We start from the raw sequence: 17188 nt of genomic DNA, 5'->3' as shown, positions 1-17188 counted from the left end.
CCAATTAAGTTTTTAACTCTCTGCTTTCCGCGGTGATTTCCGGTAAAAACGGTTGCTTATAAATTCGCTTTCCGGTTGCTTTATACAGGGCATTTGCCAAAGCTCCCTGCACCGGTGGAAAGGGCGGCTCTCCTAATCCCGTTGGATCTATTCCATTTTCCACAAAATGTACATCGATCTTTTTTGGAGCTTCACGATGTCGAATTAGGCGATAGGAATCAAAATTATTTTGTTGTACGGCGCCATCCTTAAATGATAATTCGCTGTATAAGGCATGTCCAATCCCATCGATAGTACCTCCTTCCACCATATTTTTGGCGGCATCAGGATTTACGACAATACCACAGTCTACGGCGCAGGTTACTTTATCGATGACCGGCTCGTTATCTTTTAGATCCATTTCTAAAATTTGTGCAACATAGGAATTATGGCAATAATAGGCAGCTACACCTTTACTTGAAGTAGAATTATTATTATTCCAACCAGCTTTATCCCTGACAAGTTCCAGAACCCCGGCATATCGCACCGGATCGTAATCATTCTCTTCACCTACCGGATCATTTTTCGCTCGTTTTAGCATATCCAAACGAAACTGGATCGGATCTTTTCCAACTTCCTCAGCAAGTTCATCTAAAAAAGATTGTTCTGCCCCGGCAATAAAATTCGAACGCGGTGCCCTGAAAGCTCCTGTGGAGATACTCGAATCTATTGTCCAACTCTCGGCCAAATAATTATCAATTGCTCCTGCCGGAAAACGATTTGCAAAAAGTGGACTTTCGGTAATCCCCCCGGCATTTACATGAAACGCGGTAATATTATTGTTCGCATCAAGTGCAGCCCGGTAGGAGACCTTGTAAGCGGGACGATACACTCCATTAGCCATATCGTCTTCCCGGGTATATACTAATTTTATCGGCTTCTTCATTTTTTGTGATATTACCGCAGCTTCCACAAGGAAGTTACCATAAAGCCGGCGGCCGAATCCCCCACCCATTCGGGTCATTTGAACATCTATTTTATCGAGCTCGAATCCTAATCGTTTATTTACACTTTTCTCAGCAAACTCAGGGGTTTGGATTGGCCCCAATAGTTCTGCCTTTTCATCGGTGACATTGGCATAAAAGTTCATCGGTTCCATACAATTGTGCGCGAGGAATGGGCAGGAATACGAACGCTCAATAACCCGGGCAGCATTCTTAAAAGCCGATTCGGGATCGCCATCTTTTCTAACTACTTCTGATTTCGCAGGTCCGGCATCGTTCATCAGGGCTGTATGCATATCGGAATTCTCCAGGCCACCTGTTTCCTCCATTCCAGGAGATTTTTCCAGAATTTGCACCTGATGTGTTAAATCAGGTTTTAAATCCCATTCCACATTTAAAGCTTTCTTAGCCTGCATTACCTGCCAGGTTGATTCCCCCACGACTACTACCAATTTGGAAAAAGCAGCCACATCACTCCATTCCCGCTCCATAGCTTCAGGATATGTATCTATGGTAAAAATATCTTTTATTCCGGGCATTTCTTTTGCTTTAGTTGCATCCATGGATTTAAACTCCATCCCGAAGGCCGGCGGTTGAACTATCATTGCAATAAGCATATCATCTTCATAGCTATCCAACCCGTATAAGGGTTTTCCCGTTACTATTTTTTTAGCATCTACATTTTTTCGGGAAGTACCGATAATTTTAAAATCACTATTATCTTTCAGTTCAATTTCTTTAGGTACTTCAATCTTTGTAGCCGCTTTGGCAATTTCTCCATAACCTATAGACCTATCGCTAGCTTTATGACTAATGATTCCTTTATCAACAGAAAGTTCAGAAACGGGGACTTCCCACTCTTTAGCCGCTGCACTCAACAACATTTGTTTGGCGGTAGCCCCTGCCATTCTTAGCGGCTCCCATCCCTGGCGAATAGATTGGCTACCTCCGGCAAGTTGCCGTGTAAAAACATCAAGGTTAAGCGGTGCTTGTTCTACAATCACATTGCTCCAGTCAACATCCAGTTCTTCTGCAACAAGCATTGGCATTGCTGTTTTTACATTTTGTCCTATCTCGGGGTTAGGAGAATAAATAGTGACAATTCCATTATCTCCAATCTTCAAATATCCATTGAGTTCAAACCACTCATCGGGCATTTGCATAGCCACTTCTCCACCGTTTTCTTCAGCCGCTTGCTTGCAGGCCAGCCAGTTAAAACCGATCAATAATCCTCCACCGACAAGTGATACATTCTTGATGAATGACCTTCTGCCCATTCCTGTTTTTACTTTCTTCATTTTTTCGGGTTTTAATTATACGGTTTGGGAAGCTGATTTGATAGCGGCTTTAATCCGATTATAAGTTCCGCAGCGGCAAATATTTCCATTCATTACCTCTTCAATTTCTGAATCACTGGGACTGGGGTTATTTTTTAAAAGTGCCGTAGCTGCCATAATCTGCCCAGCCTGGCAATATCCGCATTGGGGGACATCGTGCTCCAACCAGGCCTTTTGAACAGGGTGATCTCCGTTTTCGGAGAGGCCTTCTATAGTTGTTATTTCATTATCTTCTACTGCTGAAATTGGAACCTGGCAGGAGCGTACAGCAGAACCGTTAAAGTGGACGGTACATGCACCACATTGTGCAATCCCGCAGCCATATTTTGTGCCAACCAATTTAAAATTATCGCGCAGCACCCAAAGTAATGGAGTTTCAGGATCTACATCTACCGAATGCTTCTTACCGTTAATCTTTACATCGAACTGTGCCATAATTATCTATATTTAGTTGAAGGGCTATTAAAGTATAAAAAATAATCTTTTTAGCTTGTTAAAATTAACAAATAGAAAACTATTCCCGTTAATCTCTTACCTTTTTAAAAGATATGAATATTACAAAGTTGGTTAATTATTGGATGACCCAATTAACCCGAATCACTGAATTACTTACCATTTTTACAGTTTTAAATACTAAAAGCGATTATTTTTAGTCACAACTTATTAAATTTTTTAAATTATGTGAAATTAAATACCTTATCAAGTAAATTATTTATAATAGTGATGAATATATTCCATATAATTCTTGCTATAACCAGGTTTAGAAAGCCGGAATACCTTTTCCGGAATATAGATTAATTTTTAAAAAGTTATTTCAAGAGGAAAAACTTCAATGAACAAAGGTTGGTTCCTAAAAACAAGCTCGTTGGCCTATGGTGGTTATTTAATCCTTTTTTTTCTTGACCATTTTATTCATTATACTGGGAATCTAAAACCTCATCACCCCATTGTGTAGGACCATCAACCCTACTGGTAATGGCTATTTGCACAAATTCGTCATTCGGACCAGCGCCGTGCCAGTGAGGTGTATCCGCAGGGCATTTTGCTACATCTCCTTTTTTCATTATTACTTTTGCACTCCCCTTTTCCTGATAATATCCTTCTCCCGAAAGGGCAAGTATTATCTGTCCATTGGGATGCTGGTGCCAAAAGGTCCTGGCTCCGGGTTCAAAGGTTACGACACCTACAGAATTTTTATTTACCTCATCGGCTGTAACTAAAAAATTAACCCACGCATTCCCGGTAAATACAGGATTTTCTATTTTTTCACCTCGTGGATATATTTTTTCACTGTTATCAGTTGTGGGTTTCGTTTCAGCAGGTTCCCCGGAAATTAATCCTGCTACAACGTCCCTACTCTCAAGACCTGTTTCTTTATCAATTTCGTTTTCTATCATCTCCACAATTTGAAGTATCTGCGGTTCAGTCACTCCGTGTCTCATACTAATTTTAATATGACCTGTAGCCATAGGTGCCGCACCCCCCATACTTAAAAGGGCAGCCACCGTAGCAATTTCCCGCTCTTTATAACTCAATACCCCTCGCTTAAAAATATCTGCAAAGAGGTGTTCCTTTAAAAAGACTTCAATAATGGGAACTGTCTTAGCATAACCAGCTGTTGGGCGGTCTTCTACTCCGGTTAGATCGGCCAAAACTTCCTTTCCTATTTCATATTTATTGCCTTCTTCTAAATCTTTAGGCGCTTCCCCCACTACGTCTTCAATTCCCTTTTCCCTTCTATCGTCCAACACCTCGGTTAGCATATTGATGGCCATAAGACTTCTGGGGAATCCGGTATAGGCATACAGATGAACAAGTTCCTCTTTTATTTTATTGATGCTAAGTCCATTATCCAAACCTTCGTTTAAGGCATCTTCTAAAGTTTCAAGATCTCCTGTAGCAGTAGCCGCAGAAATTCTGGCAATACTATATTCAGTAGGATTTAACTTTTCATTTTCCGATTGTGCTGAAATAGTGAAAGGCACTACTATCAACAAACAAAAAAGTATACTTCTAAAATTATAGTTCATTTTTTTAAATTTTAAGATTCAATAGTTATTTGGATAATCTTTCTAGAAGCCCAATTTTTTGCAACCAGGTATAAAGCTGATCTGAGACTTCTTCCTCACGTTCTCCCTGAATGGCTAAGAATACCCCTCTTTTTTCATAGCCGCCTTCTATCGAAAAACCTTCAAGAATATCACTTTCAGGAGATAGCTCTCGCAATTGTTCAAATCCCTGTCCTACTCCAAATCCGGCATTGGTGTTAAATGGGATTATGGTTTTTCCACTCATATCATTTTCAGTTAAAAAGGATTTCATTGGTGGTGGCATTTGCATATCCCAGGTAGGAAAGCCTATAAAGATCGTATCATAACTTTCAAGATCTTCTATTTTTGTTTTTAATGGAGGTAGGTATCCTTCTTCATTCTCACGATCTACCTGATCCACGATTTTTTGATAATCCTCGGGGTAGGGATTTTCTTTTTCAAGGGCTACCAGTTCTCCACCCACCTTATTCTGGATTAGCTCGGCTACCACTTTTGTATTTTGGGTTCGAGACAGGTATACAATAAGTGGTTTCTCTGAACCTAAAGATATTTTCTCCTGAGAATTAGCACAATCCATTTCCACTGCAAAAATTAGGGATGATAATATGACAACTAAACTCTTGTTCATTAACTTCAATATTTAATTGAGATTGAAATTTGAATTAATCTTATTCTTTAATTTTACTAAAAATTAGAGGCATTGCTTCTTTATCTAAAGCCTCCATATCAATTAATTCGAGGGTATCAATCATACTTCTCGTTTTTTCTTTATAAGATTTAAAATGGGGTGTTTCTAAATGTGATTGATAAGCCTTTTTATTAGCGTAGATTTCCAGTAACCTTATCTCAGTAGGATTTTCTTTTTGATACATTGGATAAATACATATTACTCCCGGTTCCAATTTAATTGAAGCTTCTGCCTCTTCGTTAAGAATAGCAATGTATTCATCTCTGTGGTTAGCATATACTTTAATTTTAGCCATCCTTATAATCATTTCATCGACTTCAACATCCTGGTCCTCATTTTTTTCCTGGCCATAAGAACTAATACAGAATATTGCTAAAAATAATATCAACACTACTTTAGGGAGTTTCATCCCTGCTTTTTTAATCTTCATTAGGACTAGAAAGTTGTTTTACAAAAGAAAGGTTTGCTAATTTCCATTCATTCCCTTCTTTTACATAAACCTCGGTCGCTATAAAAGGATTAGTTACTTCATTTCCACCTACCACTGCCAATAGGGTGATTCGGCTTGAAACAATAGCAGTATTACCTATAATATCTGCAGACACTTCGTGAATATCTGCTTTCTTATAGTGTATACCTCCGCTACGAATAACCTCAACCTCACGGTCTTTTCCCCAGCTTCCGCCCATATGAACAAACTGGGATTTCTCGTGAAATAAGTTTTCAAGTTTATCGGCATCCTTATCGGCCATCCAATCCCATTTCTTTTTGGAAAGTTCTTTGATTTCTTTTTCAATATCCGAACTTGATAATTCTGGAGCCTTGATAGCATTATAGGTTTCCGCGGTAATGGTATCAGTCCATTTGGTAGGTGCATTTCCACTTATTGCGATATAAGTAACCGGGGTATTGGGGGTGGCAGCGTGCCAATGTTCCACTTCTGGATCACATTTTATCACCTCTCCTTTTTTTACTACCTGAACTTCCTTTCCTTTTTCCTGGTAATAGCCAACTCCGCCTGTGATGTATAATTGTTGACCCTTTGGATGAAGATGCCAATTCAATTTTGAACCGGCTGCCATTGTTGCCTGTACTACATTAAAATCGAAGTTTTCATCGGCATCAGCCAGGTGGTTTAGCCAAACATCTCCGGTATGATAAACGTTCGGTGCTTTTTCACCTTTCGGAAAAATTTCATTTTGAGCCATCAAGGAGTACGATGAAAGCAGCCCGATTACGGCAATTAAACAGAATTTTTTTATGAGTCTCATAATGTATTATTTAAGATTATTATGTTTTTAGTCCAAAGCTTTTTCCTGTAGCCACTCGAACAAGTGTTCAGCAACTTCTTGATTGTTTAAATCTGACATTGGGAAATGCGTATTACCTTTCATTCCGATTTCGGGTAGTGGTACCAGCGTAACATCTCCCCCGTGCTTGTTCACGATAGAAGTCCATTTTCTGGCCATAGTAAGCGCTGCCCGCCACTGTTCTTTACCCGGGTTCTGTGTTTCTTCTTCAGGGATATAATCTCCATAATAGATGATAATTGGAATTTCAGTAAGCTTTTCGAAATCAGACATAGGAACTGCCCGTGCACTGAGTTGACCGCCTAAATAAGGTATTGCTTCCGGTACTTCTCCCTCCGGAAATACAAAATTACTTCCCGGCTCATAAGATGCGATAGCTTTTATATTGTCATTTTCCAGAGCTGTGAGCCAGCCTTGCCCACCACTGTGGGAATGGGTCACCAACACGCCAGGACCGATTTTATTGAATAGAGCAGAAACCGCATCAATATTTAATTCTATATTCAAGGGCCCGGTATCGGGAGTCATTTGTCGGAAGAACTGATCTAAAGCTTCAGGATCTTTTGAGAATTGTACATCTTCATAAAATTCGGTCCCTAATCCCAATCTGAAGATACCAAACCACAACTGATCATCGGTACCTGCCGAAATGGTGGTAGGTTCAGTACTTCTTCCAGATAATCCTCTTCGGGGCTGGTCGATTAAATACACCGGAAAACGTTTCCGAAGAAAAATACTTTGGAATCCCTCTCTACCATCGGGAGTAGTTTGCCAGGTTCTCATCGATTGCCCGAATCCGTGCCAGAAAACCAGTGGTAATTCGCGGGAGTTTACCGGGTGTTGAAAAAGCACCGTGGCGTGATCCCCGTGCAGGGTTTGCCCCTGGGTACTTTGATTAGCGGGATTAAATGCTCCGTGTTCCACCGGGTCAAAAGTACCAGGACTCTTTTTTACTGTACCTCCAACGGTGAAACTTCCTTGTTTTTCAATAATTAATTCATCATTATGTTGAACCCCGCAGGAAAAAATTAAAAAACTTAGCAATAATAAAATCCCCTTAAAAGGAGAAGATAATGTCTTAGGTTTAATATGTGTTTTTAATATCATATTACTAAATTTTTGAATTGAACATATACCTAAATAAAGATAAATATTCCATATCTATACAAATATCGAATAATAAACAGCCACACTTTGTATACAGAATACTGCTATCCTTACCATTTTTACTGATTAGACCTGGTCTTCTAATTTACTAATAATCTGATTGGTATATTTGTATGGAAATTTCAGATACTGTAATATGAAGGATTTAGTTAAGATAGATAGCATCTCCCAGTACAATGAACTTAAGGCGATACCCACCAGGCATCCCTTAATTACTGCTTTTGACAGTTCCACAGCGAAACCTTTACATAGTGGCAATTTCAGTTTCGGCTTTTATGCCATATTCCTTAAAGGTGTAAACTGCGGGCAGCTCCAATACGGGCGTAATAATTATGATTATGAAGAAGGTACCCTGGTATTTATGGGTCCCGGTCAGGTGGTGGGAATAAAAAGCCAAAAAGATTACAATCCAAAAGGCTTTGCCTTACTATTTGATCCGGAATTCATCAAAGGCACTCCGCTTGCAGCAAATATCCATAGATATAACTTTTTTTCCTATGAGTTAAACGAGGCTTTGCACTTATCTAAAAAAGAACAACAAATAGTAAAGGAACTGTTTTTAAAAATAGATTACGAACTCGATCAAAATATAGACAAACACAGTAAAACGATTGTAGCCAATAATATTGAACTATTGCTGAACTATTGCGAACGTTTCTATGACAGGCAGTTTATTACCAGAGAGAACTTAAATAAGGGTATTCTCTCCAATTTTGAAAAATTATTACATGAATATTTCCATTCTGAAAATCCGAAGCAAATAGGCCTGCCTTCTGTAGCGTATTTTGCAGAGGAATTAAATCTTTCCCCAAATTATTTTGGCGATTTAATTAAAAAGGAAACCGGTAAATCGGCAATGGATCATATCCACCTTAAATTAATAGATATAGCTAAAGAAAAGATATTTGAAGCAGATAAATCTATAAGCCAGATCGCTTATGAATTGGGGTTCAAATACCCACAGCATTTTACCCGGATGTTTAAAAAAGGGACAGGCTATACGCCTGCCCAATATCGAAATTCAAATTGATGTTTTGAGTGAGGCGAAGCGAGAGAGCCATCTCGCCAGGTCGTTCAATAATCTTAATTTGGGTAAATCCGTTTTTGGATATAGCTAATATAATTAACAATTTTTATCATTCTGTTTCGTTTATTTCGTTTAATATTGTAGAAGCAAAACAGATCAGGTTATGGAAACTTTTAAAAATATTAATCGTCCTTCAAAAGATGAGCAAAAAATTGCTATTGAGTCATATGATGCTTTAGCATCTGTAATCCGGCAGTTAAAATCGGAAAATCCTGAAATTGAAATTGAAGAAACCCAGGAAAGGATCAAAATTCCATTAAAAGCTTTAAAATTATTGGGAGAAGTTCTGAAGGCAATGAGTGAAGGTAAACCTTTTTCGATAGTGCCGATGGCTACAGAAGTTACTACGCAAAAAGCGGCGGAGATTTTGGGTTGTTCAAGACCTCATTTCGTGAAATTGCTCGAAGAAGGTAAAATTGAATTTACCAAGGTTGGTAAACATAGACGTGTTAGGTTTGAAGATGTTATGAAATACAAAAGAAAGATGAAGAAGGACCAGAAGCAACATCTAATTGATATAATGAAGTCTGATGAAGAATTAGGTCTGTATGATTCATAGTGTAAGGTTTAAATGTGTTCTGGACACAAACGTCATTTATCCAATTGAAATTAGAGATTTGCTTTTCTGGTTTGCTTATTATGATTTGTATACCCCGAAATGGAGCGAACATATATTCGATGAGTGGAAAGATGTAATGAAAAGAAAGGGAGTAGAAGAATCAGTTGCCAGCAAAAGAGCTGAGAAAGCAAATTTAGCCTTTCCAGATGCCATGGTTAATAATTACTCAGCCTTAATACCTAATCTCACACTACCAGATCCTAAAGATTGTCATGTTTTAGCTGCAGGAATAAAAACCAATGCTAACGTAATAGTAACTAATAATATAAAGGATTTTCCAAAAGAATATCTTGCTTCATTTGGTCTTTCGGCTAAAACTGCAGATGATTTTTTAACCGATATAATCGATTTAAATCCGGAACAAGCAGTTGAGGCTTTTAAAGAAATGGTGCTAAACAGAAGAAACCCTGATCTGAATGAGTTTGAAGTTTTAGATATTTTACGGAACAGAGGTTTAAAGGATACTGCAGATTTTTTACACTCTCAGTTATAATTCATTGGACTTCCGGTAACCAAAAGGTGTTATCCTTACGCAGCCCGATACCCCCATTTGAATAATCCTTATTTAAGAAAATTAGAAAAAACTTAATTAACGAATCTTCTAATTAAAATTTCTATCAACTATTATAGCCATCCAAAAAAGATCCTTTCCTAAATTACGAAAAAGCTAAGTTTTGTAAATTTGGATTCCAGGCGGATGGGGCTGATAATAGATTCAGATTTTCTACTCAATCCAATAGCATATGGAAGTGTTTCCGGCTTGTCGGCCATCAATGCAATATCCATCGCTTCCAAGGCAACATTACTTCCTGCTGGCTATTCCTACGGTGCTATTGGCTATTGCCGGCTCATCGTTTCCCCCATCCCCAACCATGGCTACTGTAGATTCTTTTTCTTTTAATTTTTTAAGGGCTTCTTTGGCAGCATCGTTCGAATTCCCTTTCTTTTTTGGACCGCAATTAGCTCGTGCTCAGGAAGACCACCGTCGACCGCATTTCATTCTGCTACTTTTGATGTTAAAAAAGTTTAAAAAGAATTTAATGTAAGGCGTTTTAATAAAATGTGTTACCCTTGTGTTACCCAAACAAAAAAAGCCGACTCCTAAAAGTCGGCTTTTCCCTTGCTGTGCGGGCGGAGAGACTCGAACTCTCACACCTCGCGGCACTAGATCCTAAGTCTAGCGTGTCTACCAATTCCACCACGCCCGCATTTACATTTTACAACACTTAGGACTCGTTGTAAAAGCACTTACTTGTTGTAAGCGGATGCAAATATACATAAATGTTTCAATTCACAAATAGTCCGCAAAAAAATTTTTTACCTTTATCTCAATCAAAAATTCATATAATGAAAGACATCAAATCATACGTAGAAGAGAACAAAGATCGTTTTCTAAGCGAACTCATTGATCTTCTGAAAATTCCATCGGTAAGTGCCGATTCCAAACACAAGCCTGATATGCTAAAAACCGCTGAAGCGGTGAAGAAAAATCTTTTGGAGGCCGGTTGTGATTCCGCCGAGATATGTGAGACTCCCGGTCATCCCGTTGTCTATGCCGAGAAAATAATCGATAAGAACCTGCCCACCGTGTTGGTGTACGGCCATTACGATGTGCAACCCCCAGATCCTTTAGATCTCTGGAACTCGCCACCTTTCGAGCCGGTAATCAAAGAGACCGAAATTCATCCGGAAGGCGCCATCTTCGCCCGTGGTGCCTGCGATGATAAAGGCCAAATGTACATGCACGTGAAGGCCCTGGAGTATATGACCAAAAACGATGCGCTCCCCTGCAACGTGAAATTTATGATTGAGGGTGAGGAGGAAGTAGGTAGTGAACACCTGGGCTGGTTTATTGAGAATAACAGGGAGAAACTTCAGAATGATGTAATCCTCATCAGTGACACAGGGATGATCGCTAAGGACACTCCCTCTATTACCACAGGCCTACGTGGCCTCAGCTATATGGAAGTGGAAGTAACCGGGCCCAATCGTGACCTCCACAGCGGACTCTACGGGGGCGCCGTAGCCAATCCTATCAACGTGCTATCTAAGATGATCGCTTCCCTGCAGGATGAGAATAACCGGATTACTATTCCGGGATTCTATGATGATGTAAAAGAATATAGCGAAGCCGAAAGAGCTAAAATGGCCGAAGCTCCGTTTGACCTGGAAGAATATAAAAAGAAACTTGACATCGCAGATGTGCAGGGAGAGGAAGGCTTTTCTACTCTCGAACGCGCTTCTATTCGCCCTACCCTGGACGTAAACGGGATCTGGGGAGGTTATATTGGGGAAGGTGCCAAAACGGTATTGCCTTCAAAAGCCTATGCTAAGATTTCGATGCGGCTGGTTAGCGATCAGGACTGGGAAAAGATCAGTGAATTGTTTACAAAACATTTTGAAAGCCTCGCCCCAAAATCGGTAAAGGTGAAAGTAACCACGCATCACGGTGGGCAGGCTTACGTAACCCCAATAGACACCCTGGAATATCAGGCTGCGAATGATGCTTATGCTGAAGCCTTCGGGAAAGAACCTATTCCGCAGCATAGTGGAGGAAGTATTCCTATTGTCTCCCTTTTTGAAGAGGAATTAAAGAGCAAAACAATTCTAATGGGCTTCGGCTTCGATACCGATGCTATCCATTCTCCTAATGAACACTTCGGAATTTGGAATTACCTGAAGGGAATTGAAACTATTCCCTTATTCTTTAAGCATTTTACGAAGCTGAAGCAGGAAGAGTAGTTAAAAGCACCCTAATATTTTAAACCTCACAGGTCTTCGGGAGCTATGAGGTTTTTTTACAAAAAAGCACCCCAAAGCCTAAAAATAAGCCAATTACACATCTGTAATTAAACGACCTGATTATTACAGATGCTTCAGCACCTCCCTGTAAAAAGATCGGTTTTTTAAATATTTCGAATAAAAATATAGGCGTTTCCTGTCTTTGATCAGTTTTTTAGCATCCATTACTGCATGAAGTTTCATAACTTTGACTACAATAAGAACAAAAACATTATGAGAAAAATATTTAGCATTTTCCTGTTGGCCCTTGCCACTGTTTTTACAGCCTGTGATGCCAGCAGACAAGGAACTGATGGTCCCGTGATAGCTCCTCCAGCTCCCGAGACCCCTCAAACCCCTGAAACGAATACTGAAACTACTACTGAAAACGATGAATTTAATTATCTGGTAGACGAGTTTGCAGACATCAAGATCCTGCGTTACCAGATCCCGGGCTGGAAAGACCTCAGCCTAAAGGAACAAAAACTGGTTTATTACCTGGTGGAAGCCGGACTTTCTGGCCGCGATATTATGTGGGCACAGAATTACAGGCATAACCTGAAAATCAGAAAAGCACTGGAAAACATCTACACCAATTACCAGGGCGATAAAACTTCAGAAGATTGGAAAGAATTTGAAACCTACCTGAAACGGGTTTGGTTCTCAAACGGGATTCACCACCACTACTCCAATGCCAAACTAAAACCGGGCTTCAGCAAAGATTATTTCGATACCCTTCTTGCTGAAACCAATACGGAACTTAACGGAGAGGCTTACGAGGTAATCTTTAACGATAAGGATAACAAAAAAGTAAACCTTAACCAGGAAGAAGGCCTGTTATTAGGCTCGGCTGTTAACTTTTATGGTCCCGATGTGACTGCCGCTGAAGCGGAAGCTTTTTACGCTAAAAAAGAATCTCCAAATCCTGAGAAACCGCTTTCCTACGGACTTAACTCCAGATTAGTAAAACAAAACGGAGAGCTCGTTGAGCAGGTCTATAAAGCAGACGGACTTTATGGAGATGCCATTACCGAGATTATTTCCTGGCTGGAAAAAGCCGAGGCTGTGGCCGAAAATGAAAAGCAGGCTAAAGCCTTAGGATTGCTTATTGATTATTATACCACCGGCGATCTACAAACCTGGGACGACTATAACGTAGCCTGGGTAGAAGCTACCGAAGGTAATATTGATTACATCAACAGTTTCATCGAGGTCTATAACGACCCTATTGGATACCGCGGTTCTTACGAGAATATCGTACAGATTAAGGACTTCGACATGTCTAAGAAGATGCAGGTTTTTGAAGATAACGTGCAGTGGTTTGAAGATAATGCCCCAATTATGGACGAGCATAAGAAGGAAGAAGTTGTAGGGGTAACCTATAAAACCGTTGTGGTTGCTGGGGAAGCTGGAGACGCTTCACCAAGTACACCTATTGGCGTGAACCTTCCAAACGCCAACTGGATCAGGAAGGCCCACGGCAGTAAATCTGTTTCCTTAGGAAATATCATTGAAGCCTATAACCAGGCTGGTGGCTCTGAAAAACTTCACGAATTCGCACATGATGAAGAAGAGATAAGACTGGCTGAAAAGTACGGCGAGCTTTCTGGAAAACTTCATACTGCCTTGCACGAGGTGGTAGGTCACGCCTCAGGGCAAATAAACCCGGGAGTGGGAGAAACCAAAGAAACCCTTAAGAGCTACGCCTCCACTATGGAAGAAGGTCGCGCCGATCTTGTAGGTTTGTACTATCTTATGGACCCGAAACTGGAAGAATTAGGCCTTGTAGAAAACGCCGAAGAGCTCGGAAAAGCTTCCTACGACAGCTATATTAGAAACGCGATGTTAGTTCAACTGCTTAGAATTGAGCCGGGAGACGATATCGAAGAAGCTCATATGAGAAACAGAATGTGGGTAAGTGCCTGGGTAATTGAAAAAGGTCGTGAAGACGGGGTGATCGAGAAGGTAACCAAAGATGGTAAAACCTATTACGACATCAAAGATTACCAGAAACTTAGAGAATTATTCGGAGACTTGCTACGTGAAACCCAGAGAATAAAATCTGAAGGTGATTATGAAGCCGCCAAAAACCTCGTAGAAAACTACGGAGTAAAGGTAGACCAGGATATTCACCAGGAAGTGATCGAAAGAAACGAGCCCTTCAAATCGGCACCATATAGCGGATTTGTGAATCCGGTGCTTGTTCCTGAAACCAATGCAAGTGGTGAGATCATCAAAATCGAAGTAACCCAGCCTGAGAGTTTTGAAACTCAGATGTTGGAATACACCAGAAAATATAACCTTCTGGATGAAAATGAGGCTGCGGAGTAAAATCTAATCGCAGGTTAAACAGAAAAAATGGCGCGGAATTCCGCGCCATTTTTTATACTTTTTTTACAAACTTCGTGAGAATCACGATTTGCTGTCCCTCCACTTTTCCCTCAATCTGTTCAGGGTTATCGTGCACCAGGGAAACCCGGCGTACTGCCGTGCCCCGTTTAGCAGTTAAACTACTGCCTTTCACATTCAGGTCTTTGGTAAGCACCACGGTATCTCCGGCTTCGATCACGGCACCATTGCTGTCGCGGTGAACAATTTCTGCGGAAGCCTCTCCGTTGCTAATTCCCTTTTGCGCAAAAGCTTTCAGCTCATCTTCCATATACATCATATCCAATAAGTTTTGCGGCCAGCCTTCAGCTTTAAGATGATGCAGCATTCGCCAGGCTGCCACCTGCACCGCCGGCACGCTGCTCCACATTGAGTCATTGAGGCAGCGCCAGTGATTCGGTTCTGCTTTTTCGGGATCTTCAAATTGCTCTCTACAAACCGAACAAATCATAAAACTGCCATCCACCTCTTCTCCAGGAAAATCCTCCAGAGTATAAAGACTTAAATTTTCTTTATTTCCACAAAGTTCACAGGTGGAGTCGGAGCGCTGTTGTATTTCTTCTTTTAATTTCATTTTACTTATTTGAAGCTGCAAAGATAGTTTTTAACTATTTATAACTCAACTCCTGAATATAAGCATTCACTCGTTTTTCCAGGATCGGCAGCGTTACCACGCCCTGTTCCAGGATTACCTCGTGAAATTCCCGCACATCGAAATCGGAACCAAGTTGCTCCTCTGCTTTTTTCCTAAGCTCCCTGATCTTGATCTCGCCTATTTTATAAGATACCGCCTGTCCCGGCCAGGAGATATAGCGATCTACTTCGGTATTGATATTATGCATAGAAAGTGCTGTGTTTTTCCTGAAATATTCAACAGCTTCTTCCCTGCTCCAGCCCATGGCGTGAATTCCGGTATCGATTACGAGTCGGCAGGCTCGCCATTGCTCGTAGGTGAGTTTTCCGAAGCGCTCATAAGGAGTTCGGTAAATTCCCATCTCTTCGGCAAGGGTTTCAGAATAAAGCCCCCAGCCTTCTCCGTAAGCCGATAAATACATATTTCTTCTGAATTTAGGGATGCTGTCCCCCAGTTCAGCATTTAGCGCATTTTGCAGGTGATGCCCTGGCACAGCCTCGTGAGCGGTAAGCGAAGGCAATACATACAGCGGGCGATTTGGCAAATTATAAGTATTTACCCAGTAATAGCCAGGTTGAGTTTCATCCGAAGCACCAATATATCTCCCGGTAGTGTATTTTGGAGCGATGGCATCGGGCACCGGCGCCACCCCATAGGGTTTTCGCGGCAGGGTTTTGAAATAAGCCGGCAGCTTAGCGTCTATACGCTTGGAAATATCCCGGGCTTCCTTTAAAAGTTCCTTGGCGGTTTTTGCATAAAACTGCTCATCGGTTCGCAAAAAGTGGATGAAATCTTCAAAACTGCCTTCAAACTCCACTTCCTTGATGATCTTTTTCATTTCAGCATTGATACGGGCTACCTCATCCAAACCGATTTGATGCACCTCTTCTGCAGAAAGATCGAGGGTGGTATAATAATCGAGTCTATTCTGGTAATACTCCCGCCCGTTCGGAATTTCTGAAACTCCAAGCTCGTTGCGGGTATTTAGCAAATATTCCTTCTCGAAGAAATCCTTTATCCGCTGAAACTGCGGCACCACATTATTAGAAATCGCTTCTTCCGCAGCATTTAATACCGAATCTTTTTGTGCTGCTGAAAGTCCGCGGGGCAGATTTTCAAAAGGCTCAAAGAAATAGCTTTCCCGGGGAGAATCTACGAGCTGGTCGTTGTAAGTAGACTCGTATCCCTCAAAGATCACCCGGGGTTGAGTGATGCCTTTTTCCAGGCCCTTTCGCAGCAAAACCAAATGCTGATCTACATAAGCAGGAATCGCATTGAGCTTATTGAGATAAGCCTTTACCTGAGCATAATTATTGAGATCCCGAACCTGATAAGCCAGACTTAAATGAAATCCGGCATCGGAAAGCAGCGGATTCAAATAAGCCTCGTATTTATAATGATCTACATCCTCCTGAAGTTTAAATTTTAGCAATTCCAGAGAAATTCTCTCCGTCTCGCTTAGGGATTCTGCATTGACCTTTTCCAGCTCTGCGATTCGTTCTTCAGCAAAATCGGCCTGATGCTTATAATTTTCTTCGGAATAAAGCCCTAGTGGGAATTCCTCCCGGTCGTAGAATTTATGCTCCTGAACCGTTTTGATTATGGAATCCAGTTTTGCGGATTCGGTTTGCGCCAGGAGAACATTACTGAAAACAAAAACTGTGAGCAGGAGAAGGTATTGAAAGCTGGTTTTCATAAGTGAAGTAGATTTGAGCTAAAGATAAGAAAGCTTTTGAATTTTGAATAAATAAAGAAATAAGGCACAAAAATTGTTTCCTTATTAAGAAACATCTATCTTTAAGTGATGGATGAAAATTTTAAAGTCATATTTTTAGAAGAGGCAGAAAAGTTCCTTGAAAGTCTCGATAATAAATCACGAAGAAAAATCATCTATAATATCAGGAAGGCTCAAGTCACCCGCGACAGTAATTTATTAAAGAAACTTACAAATTAAATTTGGGAATTTCGAACTCTCTATAATCAAAATTATTACCGTCTTTTTGCTTTTTGGGATAAAAGGGACAAAAGTTCAACTTTAATTTTGGCTACACATGGGATTTCAAAAAGCACAGGCAAAATTCCAAAGAAAGAAATTTTAAAGGCTGAAGGGATAATGAAATTTTACTTTCAGAATAATTAATGA

The 17188-nt window shown here is 40.5% G+C and carries 15 protein-coding genes, 1 tRNA gene and 1 pseudogene; 6 read left to right on the top strand and 11 right to left on the bottom strand.

What is annotated here, in order from left to right; all coding sequences use genetic code 11:
* Window positions 1-4: 4 nt before the first annotated feature.
* The 7 genes from BUW93_RS03345 to BUW93_RS03315 all read right to left on the bottom strand — a co-directional run bounded on the left by BUW93_RS03345 (window position 5) and on the right by BUW93_RS03315 (window position 7476).
* A complete protein-coding gene (locus tag BUW93_RS03345; protein ID WP_081209163.1) occupies window positions 5-2281 on the bottom strand; it encodes a xanthine dehydrogenase family protein molybdopterin-binding subunit in 2277 nt (758 codons plus the stop codon).
* A 15-nt stretch (window positions 2282-2296) separates the two neighbouring features.
* A complete protein-coding gene (locus tag BUW93_RS03340) occupies window positions 2297-2755 on the bottom strand; it encodes a (2Fe-2S)-binding protein (protein ID WP_081209161.1) in 459 nt (152 codons plus the stop codon).
* Window positions 2756-3228: 473 nt separating this feature from the next.
* The gene (locus BUW93_RS14890) at window positions 3229-4350 is read right to left on the bottom strand and encodes a carboxymuconolactone decarboxylase family protein (protein WP_081209159.1); all 1122 of its coding nucleotides are present in this window, start codon (window positions 4348-4350) and stop codon (window positions 3229-3231) included.
* 25 nt (window positions 4351-4375) lie between these two features.
* A complete protein-coding gene (locus BUW93_RS03330; RefSeq protein ID WP_081209157.1) occupies window positions 4376-4999 on the bottom strand; it encodes a flavodoxin in 624 nt (207 codons plus the stop codon).
* Between the two features lie 40 nt (window positions 5000-5039).
* A complete protein-coding gene (locus BUW93_RS03325; RefSeq protein ID WP_081209155.1) occupies window positions 5040-5489 on the bottom strand; it encodes a putative quinol monooxygenase in 450 nt (149 codons plus the stop codon).
* A complete protein-coding gene (locus BUW93_RS03320) occupies window positions 5479-6330 on the bottom strand; it encodes a DUF4440 domain-containing protein (protein WP_081209153.1) in 852 nt (283 codons plus the stop codon). The genes BUW93_RS03325 and BUW93_RS03320 overlap by 11 nt, the downstream gene beginning before the upstream one ends.
* Before the next feature lie 27 nt (window positions 6331-6357).
* Window positions 6358-7476 carry an alpha/beta hydrolase gene (locus tag BUW93_RS03315; RefSeq protein WP_081209151.1) on the bottom strand — a complete coding sequence of 373 codons (1119 nt, stop codon included), beginning with the start codon at window positions 7474-7476 and terminating at the stop codon, window positions 6358-6360.
* A 196-nt stretch (window positions 7477-7672) separates the two neighbouring features.
* Between BUW93_RS03315 and BUW93_RS03310 the strand changes: the two genes are divergently transcribed.
* From BUW93_RS03310 to BUW93_RS03300, 3 genes are all read left to right on the top strand, one after another.
* Window positions 7673-8566, top strand: coding sequence for an AraC family transcriptional regulator (locus BUW93_RS03310; protein WP_081209149.1), 894 nt, complete (start codon window positions 7673-7675; stop codon window positions 8564-8566).
* Window positions 8567-8726: 160 nt separating this feature from the next.
* Window positions 8727-9182, top strand: coding sequence for a helix-turn-helix domain-containing protein (locus BUW93_RS03305; RefSeq protein ID WP_081209147.1), 456 nt, complete (start codon window positions 8727-8729; stop codon window positions 9180-9182).
* Complete coding sequence (locus BUW93_RS03300) at window positions 9172-9735, top strand: PIN domain-containing protein (RefSeq protein WP_081209145.1); 564 nt, start codon at window positions 9172-9174, stop codon at window positions 9733-9735. Before BUW93_RS03305 ends, BUW93_RS03300 begins: the two co-directional genes overlap by 11 nt.
* Window positions 9736-9947: 212 nt before the next feature.
* Here the strand turns inward: BUW93_RS03300 and BUW93_RS03295 are convergent.
* Window positions 9948-10152: pseudogene (locus BUW93_RS03295) on the bottom strand (heavy metal translocating P-type ATPase); the annotation flags it as partial.
* Between the two features lie 216 nt (window positions 10153-10368).
* Window positions 10369-10450, bottom strand: a tRNA-Leu gene (locus tag BUW93_RS03290).
* Between the two features lie 139 nt (window positions 10451-10589).
* Here BUW93_RS03290 and BUW93_RS03285 point away from each other — a divergent pair.
* Window positions 10590-11984: a dipeptidase gene (locus tag BUW93_RS03285; protein ID WP_081209143.1), complete on the top strand. Its 1395-nt coding sequence runs from the start codon at window positions 10590-10592 to the stop codon at window positions 11982-11984.
* A gap of 273 nt (window positions 11985-12257) precedes the next feature.
* The gene (locus tag BUW93_RS03280; protein WP_081209507.1) at window positions 12258-14354 is read left to right on the top strand and encodes a dipeptidyl-peptidase 3 family protein; all 2097 of its coding nucleotides are present in this window, start codon (window positions 12258-12260) and stop codon (window positions 14352-14354) included.
* A 52-nt stretch (window positions 14355-14406) separates the two neighbouring features.
* Here BUW93_RS03280 and BUW93_RS03275 read toward each other — a convergent pair whose 3' ends face one another.
* The gene (locus tag BUW93_RS03275; protein WP_081209141.1) at window positions 14407-14985 is read right to left on the bottom strand and encodes a PhnA domain-containing protein; all 579 of its coding nucleotides are present in this window, start codon (window positions 14983-14985) and stop codon (window positions 14407-14409) included.
* A 34-nt stretch (window positions 14986-15019) separates the two neighbouring features.
* Entirely contained in the window at window positions 15020-16741 is a 1722-nt protein-coding gene (locus BUW93_RS03270) for a DUF885 domain-containing protein (protein WP_081209139.1), read from the bottom strand.
* A 258-nt stretch (window positions 16742-16999) separates the two neighbouring features.
* On the opposite strand from BUW93_RS03270, the gene BUW93_RS15170 reads away from it, so the two are divergent.
* The gene (locus tag BUW93_RS15170; RefSeq protein WP_394334622.1) at window positions 17000-17185 is read left to right on the top strand and encodes a type II toxin-antitoxin system RelE/ParE family toxin; all 186 of its coding nucleotides are present in this window, start codon (window positions 17000-17002) and stop codon (window positions 17183-17185) included.
* Window positions 17186-17188: the final 3 nt, after the last annotated feature.

Source organism: Salegentibacter sediminis, from assembly GCF_002078605.1.
Taxonomy (GTDB): Bacteria; Bacteroidota; Bacteroidia; order Flavobacteriales; family Flavobacteriaceae; genus Salegentibacter; species Salegentibacter sediminis.
Note: the sequence above shows the minus strand (reverse complement) of the source record. Positions and strands in the feature narration are given on the sequence as shown.